At 70.6% G+C, this 20,740-nt stretch carries 15 protein-coding genes; 11 read left to right on the top strand and 4 right to left on the bottom strand.

Annotated features, from left to right (window positions below; translation table 11 throughout):
- The first annotated feature begins 151 nt into the window (after positions 1-151).
- From AC0666_RS00705 to AC0666_RS00690, 4 genes are all read left to right on the top strand, one after another.
- The gene (locus AC0666_RS00705; RefSeq protein WP_468963333.1) at positions 152-1,402 is read left to right on the top strand and encodes an MFS transporter; all 1,251 of its coding nucleotides are present in this window, start codon (positions 152-154) and stop codon (positions 1,400-1,402) included.
- Positions 1,403-1,423: 21 nt separating this feature from the next.
- Entirely contained in the window at positions 1,424-1,933 is a 510-nt protein-coding gene (locus AC0666_RS00700; RefSeq protein ID WP_468581375.1) for a MarR family winged helix-turn-helix transcriptional regulator, read from the top strand.
- Positions 1,934-2,059: 126 nt separating this feature from the next.
- Positions 2,060-2,395, top strand: coding sequence for a DUF3817 domain-containing protein (locus tag AC0666_RS00695; RefSeq protein ID WP_478706859.1), 336 nt, complete (start codon positions 2,060-2,062; stop codon positions 2,393-2,395).
- A gap of 81 nt (positions 2,396-2,476) precedes the next feature.
- Positions 2,477-4,177: a coenzyme B12-dependent isobutyryl-CoA mutase large subunit gene (locus AC0666_RS00690; RefSeq protein WP_361714952.1), complete on the top strand. Its 1,701-nt coding sequence runs from the start codon at positions 2,477-2,479 to the stop codon at positions 4,175-4,177.
- Positions 4,178-4,290: 113 nt separating this feature from the next.
- Here the strand turns inward: AC0666_RS00690 and AC0666_RS00685 are convergent, their stop codons facing one another.
- On the bottom strand, positions 4,291-4,917 hold the full coding sequence (locus AC0666_RS00685; protein ID WP_468581373.1) for a TetR/AcrR family transcriptional regulator: 627 nt from the start codon (positions 4,915-4,917) through the stop codon (positions 4,291-4,293).
- A gap of 207 nt (positions 4,918-5,124) precedes the next feature.
- Here AC0666_RS00685 and AC0666_RS00680 point away from each other — a divergent pair, with 207 nt between their 5' ends.
- The 7 genes from AC0666_RS00680 to AC0666_RS00650 all read left to right on the top strand — a co-directional run bounded on the left by AC0666_RS00680 (position 5,125) and on the right by AC0666_RS00650 (position 15,623).
- The gene (locus AC0666_RS00680) at positions 5,125-6,129 is read left to right on the top strand and encodes a tetratricopeptide repeat protein (protein WP_478706858.1); all 1,005 of its coding nucleotides are present in this window, start codon (positions 5,125-5,127) and stop codon (positions 6,127-6,129) included.
- A 595-nt stretch (positions 6,130-6,724) separates the two neighbouring features.
- Positions 6,725-7,366: a DUF6230 family protein gene (locus tag AC0666_RS00675; RefSeq protein WP_468581371.1), complete on the top strand. Its 642-nt coding sequence runs from the start codon at positions 6,725-6,727 to the stop codon at positions 7,364-7,366.
- 104 nt (positions 7,367-7,470) lie between these two features.
- On the top strand, positions 7,471-8,034 hold the full coding sequence (locus AC0666_RS00670; protein ID WP_468581370.1) for a DUF6114 domain-containing protein: 564 nt from the start codon (positions 7,471-7,473) through the stop codon (positions 8,032-8,034).
- The gene (locus AC0666_RS00665) at positions 8,024-9,307 is read left to right on the top strand and encodes a hypothetical protein (protein ID WP_468963335.1); all 1,284 of its coding nucleotides are present in this window, start codon (positions 8,024-8,026) and stop codon (positions 9,305-9,307) included. The genes AC0666_RS00670 and AC0666_RS00665 overlap by 11 nt, the downstream gene beginning before the upstream one ends.
- A 240-nt stretch (positions 9,308-9,547) precedes the next feature.
- Complete coding sequence (locus AC0666_RS00660) at positions 9,548-10,447, top strand: FG-GAP repeat domain-containing protein (protein ID WP_478706857.1); 900 nt, start codon at positions 9,548-9,550, stop codon at positions 10,445-10,447.
- 20 nt (positions 10,448-10,467) lie between these two features.
- Positions 10,468-14,952 (top strand): polymorphic toxin-type HINT domain-containing protein, encoded by a 4,485-nt coding sequence (locus AC0666_RS00655; RefSeq protein ID WP_478706856.1) that lies wholly within the window; start codon positions 10,468-10,470, stop codon positions 14,950-14,952.
- Positions 14,953-14,963: 11 nt separating this feature from the next.
- Positions 14,964-15,623, top strand: a complete 660-nt coding sequence (locus AC0666_RS00650) for a hypothetical protein (protein ID WP_469154184.1) — start codon at positions 14,964-14,966, stop codon at positions 15,621-15,623.
- Positions 15,624-15,734: 111 nt separating this feature from the next.
- Here the strand turns inward: AC0666_RS00650 and pyk are convergent, their stop codons facing one another.
- From pyk to pta, 3 genes are all read right to left on the bottom strand, one after another.
- Positions 15,735-17,165, bottom strand: coding sequence for a pyruvate kinase (gene pyk / locus AC0666_RS00645; RefSeq protein ID WP_468581366.1), 1,431 nt, complete (start codon positions 17,163-17,165; stop codon positions 15,735-15,737).
- 62 nt (positions 17,166-17,227) lie between these two features.
- Complete coding sequence (locus AC0666_RS00640; protein WP_468963339.1) at positions 17,228-18,442, bottom strand: acetate/propionate family kinase; 1,215 nt, start codon at positions 18,440-18,442, stop codon at positions 17,228-17,230.
- A 66-nt stretch (positions 18,443-18,508) separates the two neighbouring features.
- On the bottom strand, positions 18,509-20,593 hold the full coding sequence (pta, locus tag AC0666_RS00635) for a phosphate acetyltransferase (RefSeq protein ID WP_468581363.1): 2,085 nt from the start codon (positions 20,591-20,593) through the stop codon (positions 18,509-18,511).
- Positions 20,594-20,740 lie beyond the last annotated feature (147 nt).

The raw sequence follows: 20,740 nt of genomic DNA, 5'->3' as shown, positions 1-20,740 counted from the left end.
TTTCCCCGGACCCTTCCCGGACCTTTCCCGGACTCTTCCCCAGGCCCGCTGTCCGCAGCCCGTCGGTCGCTGCCCCGCCGGCCGCCGGCCGGTGATTCGGGCTGTGACGAATCTTTACCGGCGCCGCCCGGGACCCGCCAGGGTGAGCGGCATGGCCCTCGTCCACGACGCCGCGGCCCGCGGCTACCGCTCCGTCTTCCGGGTCCGGGAGTTCCGACCCGTCTTCGCCGCCCACCTGCTGTCCGTCCTCGGCACCGTGGTCGCCGAGATCTCCCTGACCGTCCTCGTCTTCCGCACCACCGGCTCGCCCCTGATGAGCGCGCTCACCTTCGCGCTCGGCTTCCTCCCCTACGCCCTCGGCGGGACCCTCCTCGCCGGGATCGCCGACCGCCGCCCCGCCCGCCGGGTCCTCGTCGGCTGCGACCTGCTGTGCGCCACTTGCGCGGCCGCGATGGTCCTGCCCGCCACCCCCGTCGCGGGGCTCCTCGCGCTGCGGTGCGCGATGGCTTTCGTGGCGCCGCTGTTCCAGGGCACCCGGGCCGCCTCCCTGGCCGACATCCTCGGCCCCGGCGAGGCGTTCGTGCTGGGGCGCTCGCTGATGCGCATGGTGGCCCAGAGCGCCCAGCTGATCGGCTTCGGGCTCGGCGGGCTGCTGCTCACCGTCCTCGCGCCGCGCGCGGCGATCGGGCTGACCGCCGCCGGGTTCCTCGGCTCGGCCGTGTTGCTGCGCTTCGGCACCCGGGCCCGGCCCGCCCGCGCCGCCGCCGCGCGGACCTCGCCGCTCGCGGGGCTGCGCGCCGTGCTCGCCGGGCGCCGGCTGCGGGTGCTCACGCTGCTGTGCTGGCTGCCGCCCGTCTTCTTCATCGCACCGGAGGCCCTGCTCGCCCCGTACGCCGACGGCATCGGCGCGGGCACCGCTGCCCTGGGGGTGATGATGTGCGCCCTGCCCGTCGGCACCATCGCGGGTGAACTGTGGGCCGGTTCGGTGCTCAGCGCGCGGGCCCGTTCCCGGCTGGTGGCCCGGCTCGCCCCCGTCGCCCTGCTGCCCCTGCTCGTGTTCGCCGTCCGGCCCCCGGTGCCGGTCGTCCTGGCGGCGCTGCTGCTCGCCGGGCTGGCGCACGCGTACGGCCTGGGGCTCGACCAGTGGTACGTGGACGCCGTCCCGGAGGCGCTGCGCGGCCGGGCCATGACCCTGCTGAGCACCGGTCTGATGACCTTCCAGGGGGTCGGCATGGCCCTGGCCGGCCTCGCCGCCGAGTTCGCCCCTGTCCACACGGTCGTCACCGGAGCCGCCGTCGTCGGCACGGCGGTGGTCGTCCTGCTCCTCGCCGCCCTACGCTCCGCGGGCCGCGAGAACGCGGAGCGAGGACCGAGGAATGAGACGGGCCCCGCGGCCAAATGACCGCCCGGTAGGGTCGGAAGCGTGTCCAAGCCGCTCAGCCTGTCCTTCGACCCCATCGCCCGCGCCGACGAGCTCTGGCAGCGGCGTTGGGGGCCGGTGCCCTCGATGGCCGCCATCACGTCGATCATGCGTGCGCACCAGATCCTGCTGGGCGAGGTCGACGCGGTGGTCAAGCCGTACGGGCTGACCTTCGCCCGGTACGAGGCGCTCGTGCTGCTCACCTTCTCCAAGGCCGGCGAGCTGCCGATGTCGAAGATCGGCGAGCGGCTCATGGTCCACCCGACGTCCGTGACGAACACGGTGGACCGGCTGGCGAAGGCGGGGCTGGTGGCCAAGCGGCCGAACCCGAACGACGGGCGCGGCACGCTCGCGTCCATCACGGACAAGGGCCGCGAGGTCGTCGAGGCGGCGACCAAGGACCTGATGGCGATCGACTTCGGCCTGGGCGCCTACGACGCCGAGGAATGCCAGGAGATCTTCGCGCTGCTGCGCCCCCTGCGGGTGGCCGCCGCGGACTTCGAGGAGCAGTGAGCCCGCGGCCGGGTCCGGCTATGCTCCCGGCCGCCGTGGGGGTGACCCGCGCGCGCTCACGCCGTACGGGGTGACGGGCCGCTCCCCGCGTCCGCGGGGGTTTTCCGGGCGGTTACGCTCGTATCCATGAAACGAAGCGTGCTGACCCGCTACCGCGCCATGGCCTATGTGACCGCGGTCATGCTCCTGATCCTCTGTTCCTGCATGGTGGCGAAGTACGGCTTCGACGTCGGCGCCGACCTGACCCTCGTGGTCTCGCAGGTGCACGGCGTCCTGTTCATGATCTACCTGGTCTTCGCCTTCGACCTGAGCTCCAAGGCGAAGTGGTCCTTCGGCAAGATGCTGTGGGTCATGCTCAGCGGGACCATCCCGCTGGCCGCCTTCTTCGTCGAGCGCCAGGTCCGCGCCGAGGTCGAGCCGCTGGTCGCCGACGCCCCGGCCGCCGCGGGCGTCGGCGCCTGATACTCCGCCGGAGGTCCCCGGGGAAGACTCCCCGGGGTTTCCCATCGACATTTACTAGGACGTCCTAGTAAATTCGTGGGTATGGACGCTGACGCCATCGAGGAGGGCCGCCGTCGCTGGCAGGCCCGTTATGACAAGGCCCGCAAGCGCGAGGCCGACTTCACCACGCTCTCCGGCGATGCCGTCGATCCGGTCTACGGGCCCCGGCCCGGCGACGCGTACGAGGGGTTCGAGCGCATCGGCTGGCCGGGGGAGTACCCGTACACCCGCGGTCTGCACGCGACGGGCTACCGGGGGCGCACCTGGACCATCCGGCAGTTCGCCGGCTTCGGGAACGCCGAGCAGACCAACGAGCGCTACAAGATGATCCTGGCCGCCGGCGGCGGCGGGCTCTCGGTGGCCTTCGACATGCCGACCCTCATGGGGCGCGACTCCGACGACCCCCGCTCCCTCGGCGAGGTCGGCCACTGCGGGGTCGCCATAGACTCCGCCGCCGACATGGAGGTCCTGTTCAAGGACATCCCGCTCGGCGACGTGACCACCTCGATGACCATCTCGGGCCCCGCCGTGCCCGCCTTCTGCATGTACCTCGTCGCCGCCGAACGCCAGGGCGTGGACCCGGCCGTGCTCAACGGCACGCTGCAGACGGACATCTTCAAGGAGTACATCGCCCAGAAGGAGTGGCTCTTCGAACCCGAGCCGCACCTGCGCCTCATCGGCGACCTCATGGAGTACTGCGCCACCGGCATCCCGGCGTACAAGCCGCTGTCGGTCTCCGGCTACCACATCCGCGAGGCCGGGGCGACGGCCGCGCAGGAGCTGGCGTACACCCTCGCCGACGGTTTCGGGTACGTGGAGCTCGGGCTCTCCCGCGGGATGGACGTCGACGTCTTCGCGCCCGGCCTCTCCTTCTTCTTCGACGCACACCTGGACTTCTTCGAGGAGATCGCCAAGTTCCGTGCCGCGCGCCGGATCTGGGCGCGCTGGATGAAGGAGGTGTACGGGGCCAAGAGCGAGAAGTCGATGTGGCTGCGCTTCCACACGCAGACCGCCGGAGTCTCGCTGACGGCGCAGCAGCCGTACAACAACGTGGTGCGCACCGCCGTCGAGGCCCTCGCGGCCGTCCTCGGCGGGACCAACTCGCTGCACACCAACGCCCTCGACGAGACCCTCGCGCTGCCGAGCGAGCAGGCGGCCGAGATCGCCCTGCGCACGCAGCAGGTGCTGATGGAGGAGACCGGCGTGGCCAACGTGGCCGACCCGCTGGGCGGTTCCTGGTACGTCGAGCAGCTCACCGACCGCATCGAGGCCGACGCCGAGAAGATCTTCGAGCAGATCAAGGAGCGCGGGCTGCGCGCCCACCCCGACGGGCAGCACCCGATCGGGCCGATCACCTCGGGCATCCTGCGCGGCATCGAGGACGGCTGGTTCACCGGCGAGATCGCCGAGTCGGCCTTCGCCTACCAGCGGGCGCTGGAGAAGGGCGACAAGCGCGTCGTCGGCGTCAACGTCCACCACGGCTCGGTTACCGGCGACCTGGAGATCCTGCGCGTCAGCCACGAGGTCGAGCGCGTGCAGGTGCGCGAGCTGGGGGAGCGCAAGGCGCGACGCGACGACGCGAAGGTGTCGGCCTCGCTCAAGGCCATGCTGGACGCCGCCCGCGACGGGTCGAACATGATTCCGGCCATGCTGGACGCGGTCCGGGCGGAGGCCACGCTCGGCGAGATCTGCAATGCGCTCCGGGACGAGTGGGGCACCTACACGGAGCCCCCGGGCTTCTAGTCCCCGTCCGACGCGCCCGAGGCCGGTCGCGGTCCGCCCCCGAGGGGACGGCCGTTGGCCGGCCTCGGTGCATCCGGTGCGCCCGGGGGACCAGGGAGTATCCGTCGGCCGCTTCAGGCGGCGGCGGGGCCGCGCAGGCCGTGCATCAGCAGGGAGGTGAAGGTCGCCACCCACAGCGCGTCCACCGGCTCCGAGCTGACCAGCGCCCGGTGTACCACCGTCCCCGCGATCACGTCGAAGATCAGGTCGGTGGTGCGGCAGGCGATCGCCTCGTCCTCCTCGTACGGGAGTTCGCCGCGAGCCTGGGCCCGCTCGCGCCCCAGTACGACGAGACGTTTTTGCCGATCCACGATGGCCGACCGGATCCGGTCGCGCAGTGCTTCGTCGCGAGTGGATTCGGCCACGACCGCCATCAGCGCCGTACGGGCCTCCGGCCGGCGCAGGAGCTCCGCGAACTGCAGGACCACGTCCTCGACGTCGGCTTCGAGCGAACCCCGGTCGGGGAGTTCGAGGGAGTCGAAGAGCTCCGCGACCGCGTCCACGACCAGCTCGTTCTTGCCGGCCCACCGCCGGTAGAGGGTCGTTTTCGCGACCCCGGCGCGGGCCGAGACATCGCCCATGGTCAACTTCGACCAGCCCAGCTCGACCAGTGCGTCCCGCGTCGCGGCGAGGATCGCCGCGTCCGCGGCGGCACTGCGGGGGCGGCCGGTGCGGCCGGTCGAGGAGCTGGGGCTGCGCATGGCCGAGACCATACCCGTCGGTAGCCGAACTGCCCGCTGTGCTTCAGATCACGGAGCGCGCGCCGCCGCGGGGAGTTACGCTACGGCTCGTAGCGTAAGAGCGGCAACCACGCGAAGAGCTACCGGCGCCAGGTGGGGACCCGGCGCCACAGGGGGAAATGGGCCGATCCTTTTCGTCGGCGCGCGCACAGGGGGGAGGATGTACGCATGCAGCCCAGAAACATGTCCATGAGCGGCGTCGTCGACCTCGCCGCGGTGAAGGCGGCCGGCGAGGCCAAGGCGAAGGCCGAGCAGGCGCGCGCCGAAGCGGCGCGGCAGGCCTCCCAGGGCGGCGCACCCGCCTCCGCGGGTGCCGTGCCCCCGTCCGCGCTCGTGATCGACGTAGACGAGGCCGGCTTTGAAAGCGATGTCATCCAGCTGTCCGCCGAGGTTCCGGTCGTCCTGGACTTCTGGGCCGAGTGGTGCCAGCCGTGCAAGCAGCTCAGCCCGTTGCTGGAGCGGCTGACCGTCGAGGCGAACGGCCGCCTCGTCCTGGCCAAGGTCGATGTCGACGCCAACCAGATGCTGATGCAGCAGTTCGGCATCCAGGGCATTCCGGCCGTCTTCGCCGTGGTCGCGGGGCAGGTGCTCCCGCTGTTCCAGGGTGTGGCGCCCGAGCAGGAGATCCGCGCGACCCTCGCCCAGCTGGTCCAGGTCGCCGAGGACCGCTTCGGCATCATCGGCCTCGCGGTCGACCCGGATGCCGCGCCCGGCGCCGCGGGCGGCGCCGCTGCCGAAACCGCCGTCCCGGCCGGTCCGTACGACGCGCTGCTGGAGGCGGCCGTCGTGGCACTGGACGCCGGTGACCTGGGCGGCGCGATGCAGGCGTACAAGAACGTCCTCGCCGACGACCCGGCGAACACCGAGGCGAAGCTCGGGCTCGCGCAGGCCGAGCTGCTCGCCCGCGTGAAGGACATGAACCCGCAGACGGTGCGCACCGCGGCCGCCGAGAACCCGAAGGACCCGGCGGCCCAGATCGCCGCGGCGGACCTGGACCTGGTCGGCGGGCACGTCGAGGACGCCTTCGGGCGCCTGGTCGACACGGTCCGCGTGACGGCGGGCGCCGACCGGGACGCGGTCCGGGTGCGGCTGCTGGAGCTGTTCGAGGTCATCGGGGCGGACGATCCCCGGGTCGCGGCGGCGCGCACGGCCCTCGCGCGGGTGCTCTTCTAGGGCGCCGCCGGAGCCCTTCCGGAGGGCCGCCGCAGGAGCGGCGATTTGTTGACACGGAGATAAACAGCGGCCGCACTTTGCCAAAACTTGGCAATTGCGGCTGCTGTTACTCGCAGTAAACGGAACCCTGTGAACTGTCCGGTGTGTTCCTGAATCAACCGCTCTGTCGTGGCCTTGGGTGACACCCTGTGTCGCCGCCCGACGGCGAGGGGTCGTACCCCGGTTATCTTGCCGTTACCCGCCAGTAACGACCCCCCTTGTGCCCCGGCCTGGAATGGACCACGATCGGCGACGCTCGGTCCTTCCCGCAGAGCCGCTCGTCCGGAGCCGCGGTGGAGGGTCCCCACCGGGCCGGCCGGTGGCAGTGGCACCGGCCGCAGGACAGGGGGGTCTTCGCCGCACCGGCGGAGCCTGTCCTCCTGGTTGCGCGAACGCGTGACCCAGTGGTTGTCGCTCGGGGGTGAACGCCGGTGTACCGGACGCGGCTCGGCCGCGGCTCGGCCGCCTGCGCTCCTTCCCGAGGACGTAGCACTTCTCCCATCCCAGGACGGGCACGGCCCGGACCGGAGATGTACGTCCGAGAAGGAGGAACGAAATGAGTTCTCAGGTTCGTGGCGGGACCAGATGGAAGCGCTTCGCGCTCGTCATGGTGCCGAGCATCGCGGCCACCGCCGCGGTCGGTGTGGGTCTGGCGCAGGGTGCCCTCGCGGCGTCGTTCGCAGTTTCCGGCCAGGACTTCAAGGTCCGTGCCGACAAGCTTGACGGTGACAACCTCATTCAGTACGGCGGTATCGCCGAGGGGCACGACCTCAAGGGCAACGCGGCGCACCACCCGGTCACCATCTCCGGGTTCAGCCACGCCGAGATCACCAACATGTGCCAGTCGCTGGTGACCCCGACGCCGCTCGGCAACATCACGCTGCAGCTGCGCACGGGCAACAAGGGCAAGCCGGCCGTCGCCGACAACATCTACCTGGATGTTGCGGAGCTCGACACCGACGCCACTTTCACCAACCTGGACATCGGTGTCGCCGTGGGCGACGCGAGCCACAAGACCAAGCCGCAGGCCGGTACGGTCGCGAGCCCCTACGCGTTCTCGCAGCGCGCCGACAAGGCGATCCTGACGAACGTGCGCCAGAAGGCGTGGGCGACGACGGCGGGCACCTTCAAGCTGCCCGACCTGAAGCTGCGCCTGCTCGGTGGCGACCAGCCCTGCTACGAGGACATCAAGGACTGATCAGTCCCGATATGTCACCGGACGGGTGGGCGGCGGCAGCCGTCGGCCACCCGTCCGGGCTCCACAGATTTCTCCGTACCACCGTTTCCAGGGAGCTGTAGTCCATGAACCCCCAGGCCCCGGTCTACGTTCGCCGCTCGGATGACGCTTGGCTCACCGTGGTGTACTACCACTTCTACGCCTGGCGCGGTCGCCGTCCCTTCTGGGCAGGGCTGTTCACGCTCTTCAGTGGCTTCCCTATCGCGTACTTCCCGTACGCGGACCTCCGGCTGGGCAATATCACCCTCGCGATGGCGACGACGGCCGGCTCCGGCTCGCTGATCATCGGCATCCTGCTCATCACCCTGGGGCTGGCCCTCTGGTTCCAGCAGGGAATCCGGGTCTTCGCCGGTGTCGCCTCCATCCTGCTGGCCCTGGTGTCCCTGCCGGTGTCCAACCTCGGTGGCTTCTTCATCGGCTTCACCTGCGCCATGATCGGCGGCGGCCTCGCCCTCGCGTGGGCCCCCGGTACCCCGGTGGACGAGACGGATCCCGCGGCCGGCGACCTGGGCAAGGCAGAGGCGATGACGGGCGGCCCCCAGGGCATCCCGGCGCCCCGCGGCACGGAAACGGCCTACGCGAGCGAGACGACTGCCCACGCCGATGGCGGGAGGAACAGTGCGGGGTGACGAGACGCAGCCGGGCGTGGCCCCGAGCGCGGAGTCCCGTGAAAGAAGGGGTCCGCGGCACGCCGCGCCCCGGAAGTCGCTGCTGAACAAGATCCAGATACCCGTCGGCAAGACGATGGCACTGGCGGCCATGCCGACCGCGGTCTTCGTCGGGATGGGCATGGCGCCGAAGCTGGCCATGGCCGACGACCAGGAGATCCCCTTCGCGCCCGGACCGTGCGTGACCCGGTCCGACGGCCCCACGGAGTCGGCCTCCCCGAGCCCCTCGAAGACGCCCTCGCCGAGCTCGTCGGCCACCGCCGCCCCCTCGCCCGGTGCGTCCACCGCCCCCAAGCCCGGCGTCACCCCGCCGGCACCGAAGCCGTCCGCCAGCAGCTCGGCGGCAGCCGCCGGTGCGCAACAGACGGTCCCCAAGGCCCCGGCCGCCGCGCCGACGCCCTCCAAAACCACGAACCCGCTGGACCCGCTGGGCGTGGGAGACACGCTCAAGGGGCTGCTGGACCCGCTCACCAAGCCGCTCCAGCCCGCGCAGCCGTCGGCCACCCCGACGCCCACCCCCGCCAAGACGTCCACGCCCACCACGCCTCCGAAGCCCTCCACGACCACGCCCGCGCCGGCGAAGCCCGCCCCGGACCCGGCCGCGGACGCGATCCGCGAGGCGGCGAAGAAGGCCGGGGTCGACGTCTCCGAGCTCTCCCAGGACGTCAAGGACACCGCGACGAACCCGAAGGACGAGACGGGCGCCGCCAAGCCGGGGGAGACGAAGGACGCGAACGGGAAGGAACCCTTCCCCTGCCCGACCTACGACGCCAAGGCACTGGCCGACGCCGAGCTGGAACGGGGCATCCCGCTCCTGCCGGACGAGCCCTGGTACCTCGACAGCTCGAAGCTGACCCTCTACGGCCTGGACTACCACGGCATCGTCGAGGTGAAGACGGCGGGCGGCAAGACCAAGAAGGTCCTGAAGTTCACGGCCGACTCGCTGGACATCAAGGACCTCTACCAGACGGTCGGCAAGAGCGGGAACGTCGCCCACCTGAAGTCCCGCCCGGGTTCCACCTCCAAGATCCGCGGGGCGACGGTGACGATGTACACCGAGAGCCTCAAGGGGAACCTCTTCGGCCTGATCCCGATCGAGTTCAGCCCGAACAGCCCGCCGCCCCTGAACGTACCGTTCGCGTTCTTCACGAACGTCAAGGTCGTCCAGGCCGGCCAGTTCGGCGGCACCCTGACCGTCCCGGGCCTCAAGAACTACATCGGCCCGCCGGAGTAGGGAGCATCATCCCAGGTGAACCGGCTTGTCTTCCGGTGGCCCGTCCCTCGGTCCGAGGGGCGGGCCACTTACTTTTGGACATTCAACTCGGCTGATCTTCACGGGAGTTACGCGTTCGAGTAGCGTGAACGTACCGCTGACGAATGCGGTGCGTCGGCTGTCTCAGGGGGGAATTCCGAGCTCTTCGGTGTGCCTGTGGCACGCCCGCCGCTCGTGATCCCTGTGAGGAACCACAACTCGATGCTGCAATCCATGAACCGCTCGGTACGCCGGGCGGTGATCTGTGCGATCGGCCTGGTGTTGGCCGCCGTCGCGGCGGGGGTGTCCGGCGTGGCACCGCCGCTCTGGTCGGGCCGGGCCGCCAACGCCGGCTCCGTAGGCGCCCAATCCTCGGGCCCGGCTCTGAAGACGTTCCCGCTCCTCGCGCGCAACGCGAGCACCGGCAAGCTGCGGGCGTACGAGGCGAACGGTACGGGCGGCCTGAAGTCCGCCTACGAACTCGGCGGCGGCTTCGGCGAGGCGACCGCACTCGTCCAGGCCAACGTCTCGGAGGGCGGCAGGGCCAACGACCTCTACCACCGCGCGGCCGGGACGCTTTACTACACCGCCGAGCACGGCAACGACACCAAGGTCGTAGGCGGTGGCTGGGACATCTACGACACGATCGTCTCCGTGGGGAACATGGGCGGTTCCGCCGACCCGGACCTGGTCGGCCGGGACGCCTCCGGCACCCTGTGGCTCTACCAGGGCAAACCCGACGGTACCCTCGCGACCCGGATCAGGGTCGGCACCGGGTGGAACGGAATGACGCTCGTGGGCCGCGGCGACTACACGGGCGACGGCAAGGCCGACCTCCTCGCCCGCTTCGGCGACGGCACGCTCAACATCTATGCGGGTACGGGCGCGGCCACGGTGGACGCCGTGGTCGGCACGCGGTACGCCGCGGGCACCGGCTGGCAGGCGTACAAGACGCTCGCCTCCGCCGGTGACACCGACGGCGACGGCAAGACCGACCTGATCGCGGCCGATACCGCCGGCGCGCTGTGGCTGTTCAAGGGCACCGGCAATGCCGCCGCCCCCTTCGCCCCCCGGGTGCAGATCGGCACCTCGGGCTGGGCCGCCTTCGACGTCCTCTTCTGAGCAGAACGGCTGATACGGGTATGCGCCAGAACGCACAGACGCCCAGACGCCGTCGTTTCGGCAACTGGACGCGCTTCCTGACCACCACGGCCGTGGCCACCGCCGCGGCCGTCACCTTCACCAGCAGCGGCGTGCAGCCCATCGACACCCTGCGCGCGGCTGCCACCGCCGACGAGCCCGCTCCGTTCGACCTGGAGGCGGCCCAGAAGGTCCGCGAGGCCCAGTGCCTGCTGGGCAACGTCCTGCGCAAGGGGGGCGGGGACATGAAGGCCGTCGCCCGCACGGGACTCAACGGAACCGAACCCGAGCTGCTGGCCGCCGCGGCGCGCAACTACTGGGACGGCACGCCACTGTCGACCGCGTACGACAAGGACCATGCCGCCGCGAATGCCAAGTTCGCCGAGATGGACGAGCGCGGCAAGGCATGGCAGGCCTCGCTCTACATGAACGACGTCCCGCCGGGCTACACGATCACGGGATTCCAGTGGCCGCCGAACGACCCGACGATCTTCACCGCCACGGGGTTCACCGATTGGATCGCAGCCCGCCACTGGCAGGGGCAGAGCGACTTCTACGTGGACCAGCACCCGGTTGCCGGCAAGGAATCCGTCGATGCGGTCACGAAGATCGCGACGTCGCGGTACTACCCCTCGGGATCCTACGAGGACCGCAAGGCGTGGGAATGGGACATGCAGCGCTCGCATCCCATGTACGCCGACGACGCACGGATCTTCCTGCAGAACGGCGGTTTCCCCACCAGCGCTCCCGCGCCGGACTCGATGGAGTTCCGGATCGACGTCGAGCAGCTCAAGGCGCGTTTCGCGTCCTGTGAGACCAGCAACCCGGTCGATCCGCACAAGGTCCTGACCGCTGAGGTGGCGGTCGCTTCCCAGGAGTGGCAGTCCGAGATCACGGGCCAGCGCACGCAGCGGGACACCATCCTCGGTGCCGAGCAGGCCGCTTCCAAGGACCTGCAGATCACCGCACAGGCCATGGCCGAGGCACTCGGCCAGTCCATGATCGCGAGTCGGCTGACCGACTGGGAGGCACACTTCCTCAAGGTTCCGGCAGGCAGCGGACGGCCGCCGGCGAGCGAGTTCACCAAGGCCCGCACGGGGATCGAACAGGCCCAGGCCCGCGCGACCGGGCGGCTCTACGTGGCCTCGCGCGCGGCCCAGGATGCCCAGGCGCAGGCCGACAAGGTGACGGCCGCGCAGACCTCCGCGTACGCCGTCGCCGACCAGGCGGGACTCCCGCGCGGCCGGGGTCTGCTCTACGGCCAGCAGGCGGCGCAGGTCACCAAGGCATCGGCAGCCGCTGCCCAGGCGGCGGCGAAGGCCACCGAGACCGCGCTGAACGCGACGCGTGCCTCGGCGGCCGACAGCAAGACCTTGAACTCGCTGGCCATGACGCAAGCGCACGCCTCGAAGGCGGAGTTCCGGCGCAAGGCCGCCGAAGAGGCCGCTGCTCAGGCGAAGGCCTCGGCGGAGGGCGCTGCGGCGCAGGCGGTGAAGGCCGCCGAGAACGCCGTGAAGGCGAAGACGGCTCAGGTCAAGGCGGAGAACGCGGAAAAGGAGGCCAAGACCGCGGCCCAGGACGCGAAGGCCAAGCGGGAGAAGGCCGAGGCCGAGCGGGACTACGCCAAGTCGCAGAAGGAACTCGCCGAATCGGAGCGGGCGAAGGCCGCGACGGCGGAATCGAGGGCCCAGACCCAGCGGACCGAGGCGGGGAACCTGTTGGCCGCGGCGCAGACCGCAGGAACCACCGCCGAGAACAAGATGAAGGCAGCGGTCGACGCCGAGAAGAAGGCCGTGACGGCCCGGAACAACGCAGTCGACGCGGAACAGCAGCGCGACGCCCTGGAAGCCAAGGCCTATGCCAAGGAGTCAAAGGCTGCCGCGGACGAGGGCACGGAGGCGGCTGAAGGCTCCCGTACCGCGGCGACCGCCGCGCGTACCGCGGCCGACAACGCGGGCACGGCGGCCACGGCCGCACGGGCCGAGGCGAACGCGGCGACCGAGGCCGCGACCAACGCGAGAGCGGCGGCCACCCGTGCCCAAGGGGCGGCCAAGCGCGCCCAGGCGGCGGCCGACGGGGCCAAGAGGGACGTGGCGGTCACTGAGGCCGCCGTCAGGACGGCGCACGCGGCGGCAGCCGAGGCCATCGATGCGTCGGACGCGGCCAAGTGGAACGCGATCACCGCGAAGTCGCAGGCGGAGACCGCCCATCAGAAGGCGGAGAAGGCCAAGACGGATGCCACGGTGGCCCGCAGTGAAGCGGTGGCGGCCGGAGCCGAATCCATCCGTACGGCCGGATTCGCCTTCTCGACGGCGCAGGCGGCCATGGCCGCCAGTGAGTCGGCCATGCAGGTGATCAAGCCGGCCAACGATGCCATCGAGCTGGGTTCTCCGTACAAGGAGACCGATGCCTCGGCGGGTCTGGCCGTGCTGACCGGCCAGGCCGCGAAGACGGCGGCGCAGCAGCAGGCCGCGGTGGCCCAGGCCAAGGCGGACCAGGCCGGCAAGGCTGCGGCCGAAGCGAAGAAGCTCGCCGAGCAGGCGGACGCGGACGCGAAGGCGGCGGCGGAGGCCGCGCTGCAAGCGGCGGACTGGGCGGCCAAGGCGGCCAAGTCGGCGCAGGCCGCGCAGAGCTCGGCCAATGCGGCGGCGGCATCGGCGCAGGCGGCGAAGGCCGCCGAGACCAGGACAGTCGAGTACAACCGGCAGGCCACGAAGGACGCCGCGGCGGCCCAGACCGCGGCCAATACGGCCGGAACCTACGCGTCAGCCGCCGATTCCGCGGCCACGGACGCGGAGCGCGATGCCGCCTCGGCCCGTAAGGCGGCCACGGCGGCGGAGGCCGACGCGGCCACCGCGAACACGGTCGCGACCAAGGCCGAGACCGACGCCACCACGGCGGAGGCGGCGGCGACCCGGGCCCAGGAAGCGGCGAAGGAGGCGCAGGACGCGGCAACCCGCGCGGAGAACCAGAAGAGCCGCGATGCCATCGCCTCGGGCGGCGTGACCGGCCAGAAGGGTGTGTTCGCGCGCAACACGATCGAACCGGTCGGAGAGCCGGTGGACCAGAACAAGTGCGTCCTGGAGATCGGCTTCGACGGCTGCACGGTGACGTTCAAGCTGACCTACAACCTTACCGTCGACTTCTACATGTGCACCGACCCCGCGGCCCCGGAGAACGTGACCGAGGCCAACTGCCCGGCCGAGTACGTGACCTGGATCTACGTCGAGAACCTGGGCCTGCAGGCGTACTACAAGGACGTCTACTTCAGCAGGTGGGAGCTGGCCAAGATCTTCGACAAGGTGTTCCTGAAGACCCTCTGGCACATGGTCACGGACGACTTCGTCAACTGCTACAAGGGCGATGTGCAGGCCTGCATAGCGGTGAAGATCGACATGATCATGGGGATCAAGAACAAGCGCCTCGAACTCATCATGGACTCGATGCTGGCCTACCGGGCCGTCATGAGGAACGGCGTGGGTCTGGAGGACGCCAGGGCGCTGGCCAAGAAGGCCGAGATGGACCCGAGCGCGATCGCCGCTCTCGAAAACGAGATCGAGGTGTCCCAGCGGCTGTTCAGCTCGTGCAAGCGGAACAGCTTCCCCGCATCGGTACCCGTACTCATGGCGGACGGTTCGCACAAGACGATCGGGTCGGTGCGGGTCGGCGACCTGGTGATGGCGGGCGACACCCTGGCGGGGACGGTGAGGCCGCAGCCGGTGACCGCCGCCTTCCGGCACGACACCGGCCGGCTGATCGACATCACCCTGGCCGACGGCAGCCGTCTGAGCACCACGGCGGGTCACCGGTTGTTCGTCGTGGGTCGTGGCTGGACCTACGCCTCTGATCTGGAAGCGTACGACCGGCTGTGGGATCCGCAGGGCCGGGAGCAGGCGATCACCGCCCTGGGCGATCGCGGGAACATCACCCCCGTGGAGGTGTTCGACCTCACCGTCGACGGCCTGCACACCTTCTTCGTGCAGGCCCAGGGCCCGGAGCCCGTGGACGTACTCGTCCACAACTGCCTGGACATCGTCAATGACGAGGGTGTTTCGGGTGCCCACACCCTGGGGGACCATGTCGATCTGGATCGGGCGAAGATTCTGGCGAAGCTGGAGAAGGGTTCTGCCACCGAGTGGACCGACCAGGCCACCGCTGTTGCCTCCGTTCGGCAGGCCTTCGAGGAGTGGAGCGCGGTCCCGGGCAACAAGGACGCGCTGCAGAAGTGGCTGGACAAGAAGCGGAAGGCGAACAAGCCCTTCGACCCCCGCTTCGACCTCTACCCGATCAAATGGACGCTGAAGGACAAGGGTTCCCTGGGCAAGAAGTGGGCCAAGGGCCCGCTGGACAGCAACGGCAATCCGACCCTCGTTTCGACCCCGGTCGGGAACGAGGTGTTCATCCAGATCAAGATGGTGCCGAATCAGAAGGGCCCCGGCGGAAAGCATCCGGGCGGATACGTCGTATACACGAGCTACCCGCAGTAAAGGACACATGGGTGAACCAGGACCACCACCACCACCGCCGGCTCGGCTCGGACATCGGGCTCAGCTGCCTGATGAAAACGTTCCACTATCCCCTGACGAACAGGATGTCCATCGCCCTCGCCACCGTGTGGTCGTTCGCAGACCGTGAGGAGGGCGCGTTCGCCCATCAGCTGCTGGACGACGCCAGGCGGCTGTTGGCCTCGGACCTGCCGGGCCCGGAGCTGTCCGTGCTGTGGCGGGCGGGGACGTTCGGTGACTTCGACCTGGAGGCCTGCGGCATCGAGGGACGCCAGTGGCTCACCTGGATCGAGGAGATCGCCGAGTACCGCATCACCTGGAACGTCGGGAACGCGCCCGCCCCGGTGGATCCGCCACCCGCTCGTGGGCTCGGGGAAGCGGTGCTGGGTGAGATCGCGTTGGTGGCCCAGGACCTGGAGTCGGCCACGGCCGGGCACGCCTACGCAGCGGTGTCCGGCGTGGTTCCGGCGATGCGCCGGGTCGTCACCGAGGTCGATCCCGATCTCGGGTTCCGGCTGCTGCTGCGGGTGCTCAAGTCCTATTCCGTGGTGATCGACCCCGAGCGAGTCGAGGCCTACCGGGCACTCGCGACGCTTCTGGGGCTGGAGAAGGAGGTCGTGGAGGACGGCGATTTCAACGTCCGGCGTGACTGATCCCGCCTGAGCGGCGGCCGGAACAGCCCGAGGGCGGCACCCGGATCCTGTAAGGGGTCCGGGTGCCGCCCTCGGTCTCTGTGCGGCAGAGTACGGGTCGGCAGGGCGCGGTCAGGCGCCGGCGGTGCCGCCCAGGTGGTGGACGCGGACCATGTTCGTGGTGCCCGGGACGCCGGGGGGCGAGCCGGCGGTGATGACCATGGTGTCGCCCGCGTTGTAGCGGCCCAGCTTGAGCAGCTCGCCGTCGACCAGGTCGACCATCGCGTCCGTGGTGTCCACGTGCGGGACGATGTACGAGTCCACGCCCCAGCTCAGAGTGAGCTGGTTGCGGGTGTTCTGGTCGGTGGTGAAGGCCAGGATCGGCTGCTGCACGCGGTAGCGCGAGAGCCGGCGGGCCGTGTCCCCCGACTGGGTGAAGGCGATCAGCGCCTTGCCGCCGAGGAAGTCGGCGATCTCGCAGGCCGCGCGGGCCACGGAGCCGCCCTGGGTACGGGGCTTCTTGCCCGGGACCAGCGGCTGGAGGCCCTTGGACAGGAGCTCCTCCTCGGCCGCGGCGACGATCTTCGACATCGTCTTGACGGTCTCGATCGGGTAGGCGCCGACCGAGGACTCGGCCGACAGCATGACCGCGTCGGCGCCGTCGAGGATCGCGTTGGCGACATCGGACGCCTCCGCGCGGGTCGGGCGGGAGTTGGTGATCATCGACTCCATCATCTGGGTCGCGACGATCACCGGCTTGGCGTTGCGGCGGCACATCTCGATGAGCCGCTTCTGGACCATCGGGACCTTTTCGAGCGGGTACTCGACGGCCAGGTCGCCGCGGGCCACCATGACCGCGTCGAAGGCGTCGACCACGGCCGCCATGTTCTCGACGGCCTGCGGCTTCTCGACCTTGGCGATGACGGGGACCCGGCGGCCCTCCTCGTCCATGACCTTGTGGACGTCCTTGACGTCGTTGGCGTCGCGGACGAAGGACAAGGCGACCATGTCGCAGCCCATCCGCAGGGCGAAGCGGAGGTCGTCGACGTCCTTCTCCGACAGGGCGGGGACGTTCACGGCGGCACCGGGCAGGTTGATGCCCTTGTGGTCCGAGATGACACCGCCCTCGATGACGATGGTCTTGACCCGCGGGCCGTCGACCTCGGTCACCCGCAGCTCGACGTTGCCGTCGTTGATCAGGATCTGGTCGCCCTTGGCGACATCCCCCGGCAGGCCCTTGTAGGTGGTGCCGCAGACGGACTTGTCGCCCGGGACGTCCTCGGTGGTGATGGTGAACTCGTCACCGCGCACCAGCTCGACGGGGCCTTCGGCGAAGGTCTCCAGACGGATCTTGGGACCCTGGAGGTCGGCGAGGACACCGACGGCACGCCCGGTGTCCGCGGAGACCTGCCGGACGCGGTCGTACCGCTCCTGGTGTTCTGCCTGGGACCCGTGGCTGAAGTTGAATCGGGCCACGTTCATGCCTGCCTCGATGAGTGCTTTCAGCTGCTCATACGAGTCGACGGCGGGGCCCAGCGTGCAGACGATTTTGGAACGGCGCATGAAGCGGATCCTATCCGTTTGTTTCGTAGCGGAATATTCCGTCTGGTGGAAAGTCCAAGTGACTACCGGGTAACCAACGCGTACGCCTGGGTGGCGATCTCCAGTTCCTCATCCGTCGGGACCACGGCCACGGCCACCCGGGAGCCCGCGGCGGAGATCAGCCGCGGCTCGGCCGAGCGCACGGCATTGGCCTGGGCGTCCAGCGTCAGGCCCAGCTCCGCGAGCCCCGCGACGGCAGCTTCCCGGACCTGGTGGGCGTTCTCGCCCACCCCGGCCGTGAACACCACGGCGTCCACCCGCCCGAGCACCGCCGAGTAGGCGCCGATGTACTTCTTGAGGCGGTGGATGTACGCGTCGAAGGCGAGCCGCGCCGACTCGTCGCCCTCGCCCGCACGCCGCAACACCTCGCGCATGTCGTTGTCGCCGCACAGGCCCAGCAGACCGCTCTTCTTGTTCAGGAGCGAATCGATCTCATCCACCGAGAGGCCGCCCACCCGCGCCAGGTGGAAGACGACCGCCGGATCCACGTCGCCGGAGCGGGTCCCCATGACCAGGCCCTCCAGCGGGGTCAGGCCCATGGAGGTCTCCACGCACACCCCGCCCCGCACGGCCGAGGCGGAGGCCCCGTTGCCCAGGTGCAGCACGATCACGTTCACGTCCGCCGCCGTCTTGCCGAGCAGGGCGGCCGCGGCCCGGGAGACGTAGGCGTGGGAGGTGCCGTGGAAGCCGTACCGCCGGACGGCGTACTTCTGCGCGGTCGCCGCGTCGATCGCGTACCGCGCCGCGTACTCCGGCACCGTCGCGTGGAAGGCCGTGTCGAAGACGGCCACCTGCGGGAGGTCCGCGCGCAGCGAGCGCGCCACCTCGATGCCGGTGACGTTCGCCGGATTGTGCAGCGGGGCCAGCGGGATCAGGTTCCGGATCTCCGCCAGCACCTCCTCGTCGACCACCGTGGGCCGGGTGAAGCGGGTCCCCCCGTGCACCACCCGGTGGCCCACGGCCGCCAGTTCGGGGGAGTCCAGGCCCATCCCGTCGGCGGCGAGCTCCGCCGCGACGGCCTTCAGCGCCGCCTCGTGGTCGGCGATCGGCCCCGTCTGCTCCCGCGTGCCGCCCGTGGCGCCGGGCCCGGCCAGCGGCTCGTGCACCAGCCGCGAGGTCTGCTCGCCGATGCGCTCCACGAGGCCGACGGCGAGGCGGGAGGAGTCCACCATGTCGAGCAGCTGGTACTTCACCGACGAGGAGCCGGAGTTGAGGACGAGTACGCGCGATGCGGTCACGAGGGGGTTCATTCCTTTGGCGGTCGGTGGAGGAGGTCGGGTGGGGGAGGCCGGGTGGGTCGGGGCTCAGGCGGTGGGGGCCGGCGCGCCCTGCGCCTGGATCGCGGTGATCGCCACGGTGGTGACGATGTCCTGGACCAGGGCGCCGCGCGAGAGGTCGTTGACGGGCTTGCGCAGACCCTGGAGCACCGGGCCGACCGCGACGGCGCCCGCCGAGCGCTGCACGGCCTTGTACGTGTTGTTGCCGGTGTTGAGGTCGGGGAAGATCAGCACGCTCGCCCGGCCGGCCACGTCGGAGCCCGGCAGCTTCGTCGCGGCGACCGAGGGCTCGACGGCGGCGTCGTACTGGATGGGACCCTCGATCAGCAGCTCCGGATGCCGGGCGCGGACGATCTCGGTGGCCTTGCGGACCTTGTCCACGTCCGCGCCGCTGCCCGAGGTGCCGGTCGAGTACGAGAGCATCGCGATCCGCGGCTCGACGCCGAAGGCGGCCGCCGTGGCCGCGGACTGCACGGCGATGTCGGCGAGCTGCTCGGCGTCGGGGTCCGGGTTGACCGCGCAGTCCCCGTAGACGAGGACCCGGTCGGCCAGGCACATGAAGAAGACGGACGAGACGATGGAGGCCTCCGGCTTCGTCTTGATGATTTCGAAGGCCGGGCGGATGGTCGCGGCGGTGGAGTGCACCGAGCCGGAGACCATGCCGTCGGCCAGGCCCTCCTGGACCATCAGCGTGCCGAAGTAGTTCGCGTCGGTGACCACGTCGTTGGCCAGCTCGACGGTCATGCCCTTGTGGGCGCGAACCTGGGCGTAGAACTCGGCGAAACGTTCCCGCAGAGGGGAGGTCGCCGGATCGATCAGCTGCGCGCCCGAGATGTCGACGCCCAGGTCGGCGGCCTTCTTCAGGATCGCCTGCTCCTCGCCCAGCAGCGTCAGGTCGCACACCCCCCGGCGCAGCACCACGTCCGCGGCCCGCAGTACCCGCTCCTCGGCGCCCTCGGGCAGGACCACCCGGCGGCGCTCGGCGCGGGCCCGCTCCAGCAGCTCGTGCTCGAACATCATCGGGGTCACCCGCTCCGAGCGGGCCACCGAGAGCAGGTCCCGCAGCTCGGCGGTGTCCACGTGCCGCTCGAACAGACCGAGCGCCGTTTCCAGCTTGCGCGGGGTCGCGGAGTTCAGCCGGCTCTGCAGCGCGAAGAGCTCGGCGGCGGTCGGGAAGCTGTTGCCGGCCACCGAGACCACCGGGGTGCCGGGCGCCAGCTTCGAGGCCATCGTCAGGACGTGCGGCGCCGGGCGCTCGTTCAGGGTCAGCAGCACCCCGGCGATCGGCGGGGTGCCGGACGCGTGCGCGGCCAGCGCCCCGACGACCAGGTCGGCGCGGTCCCCGGGGGTGACGACCAGGCAGCCGGGCGTCAGGGCGTTCAGGAAGTTCGGCAGCATGGCGCCGCCGAAGACGAAGTCCAGGGCGTCGCGGGCCAGCCCGGCCTCGTCGCCGAGGAGCACCTCGCCGCCGAGCGCGCGGGTGATCTGGGCGACGGTGGGGGCGGAGAGCGACTTGTCGTCCGGCAGCACGTAGCAGGGGACCGGGAGGCGGGCGGCCAGCCGCTCGGCTATGTCCGCACGGTCCTCGGCGGCCACCCGGTTGACGGCCATGGCCACGACGTGGCAGCCCAGGCTCTCGTACGCGCGGTAGGCGTTGCGGGCCTCGGAGCGCACGGCCTCGGCGGGGCGCTTCGTCCCGCCGACGACGGGTACGACGACCGCGCCCAGCTCGTTGGCGAGGCGGGCGTTCAGCGCCAGCTCGTCGGGGAGGTTCGTCTCGGCGTAGTCGGTGCCGAGGACGAGCATGACCTCGTAGTCACGGGCGACCCGGTGGTAGCGGTCGACCAGCCGCGAGACGAGCTCGTCGGTGCCCTTCTCGGCCAGGACGGCGGAGGCCTCGCCGTACTCCATGCCGTACGCGGTCGAGGCGTCCTGGTCGATCCGGTAGCGCGCCTTGAGCAGGTCGAAGAGCCGGTCCGGCGCGTCGTGCAGGAGCGGCCGGTAGACCCCGACCCGGCCCGTCTGGCGGGTCAGCAGCTCCATGATCCCCAGCTCGACGACCTGACGGCCGTCCCCCCGCTCGATACCGGTCACGTACACGCTGCGCGTCACGCGGGCTCTCCGTCCATGTTGCGCCTGGGCGCAGCTCTGGGCGCCGCGGGCGGATCCACGAGATCTACGAGGTGCGAGTAGATTCTCCCGTGTGGGTGGGCTTGACCTCTTGACAATACCTCGATGGAGGGATAGGGCGCCCGCCGG

The sequence above is a fragment of the Streptomyces sp. NPDC043680 genome (assembly GCF_056436685.1).
Note: the sequence above shows the minus strand (reverse complement) of the source record. Positions and strands in the feature narration are given on the sequence as shown.